We start from the raw sequence: 857 nt of genomic DNA, 5'->3' as shown, positions 1-857 counted from the left end.
AACCTCTGGTGTTCCGGTTGTCACGCCAGTGGCATTGCCGGGTAGCTATGTTCGGAAGAGATAACCGCTGAAAGCATCTAAGCGGGAAACTTGCCTCAAGATGAGATCTCACTGGAGCCTCGAGCTCCCTAAAGGGCCGTCGAAGACTACGACGTTGATAGGCTGGGTGTGTAAGCGTTGTGAGGCGTTGAGCTAACCAGTACTAATTGCCCGTGAGGCTTGACCATATAACACCCAAACAATTTGTGGTGTCAGACGGTTGAAGTCGACAACAATCCGAAAATTTGCAGCAACTACAATGCAATCACATACCCAATTCGGGATAGCGTCTTAACCACGATATCCCAGCTGAATCGCTTGACGACCATAGAGCATTGGAACCACCTGATCCCATCCCGAACTCAGTAGTGAAACGATGCATCGCCGATGGTAGTGTGGAGTTTCTCCATGTGAGAGTAGGTCATCGTCAAGCACCTATACCGAAACCCCGATCAGGCAACTGATCGGGGTTTCCTATTTGTACAAGCACCATGTTTTGCTAAAGGCAAACCCTGGTGATTGAGCGTCACTTGTAAGTCATTGAGTAGAAAGAAAAATTCTTCGAAAAATAGCTTGACGCGAAATGAGGCTGCTGTAGAATGCGCGCCTCGGTTGAGACGAAAGACTTAACCAACTGTTCTTTAACAACTGAATCAAGCAATTCGTGTGGGTGCTTGTGAGTTAAGACTGTTAGTCAAATGATTATCAGCATCACAAGTAACACTCGTGAATTCGAGAGTTTTTTGCGATTGCTGAGCCAAGTTTAGGGTTTTCTCAAAACCCAAGCAGTATTGAACTGAAGAGTTTGATCATGGCTC

General features: G+C 46.6%; 2 rRNA genes. Both read left to right on the top strand.

The window, feature by feature from the left end:
* Positions 1–227, top strand: a 23S ribosomal RNA gene (locus AO726_RS10290); the annotation flags it as partial.
* A gap of 129 nt (positions 228–356) precedes the next feature.
* Positions 357–472, top strand: a 5S ribosomal RNA gene (gene rrf / locus AO726_RS10285).
* Positions 473–857: the final 385 nt, after the last annotated feature.

It is taken from the genome of Pseudomonas sp. TTU2014-080ASC (genome assembly GCF_001446935.1).
Lineage (GTDB): Bacteria > Pseudomonadota > Gammaproteobacteria > Pseudomonadales > Pseudomonadaceae > Aquipseudomonas.
The sequence above is the reverse complement of the archived record's forward strand: the minus strand, read 5'-3'. Positions and strand labels throughout refer to the sequence as shown.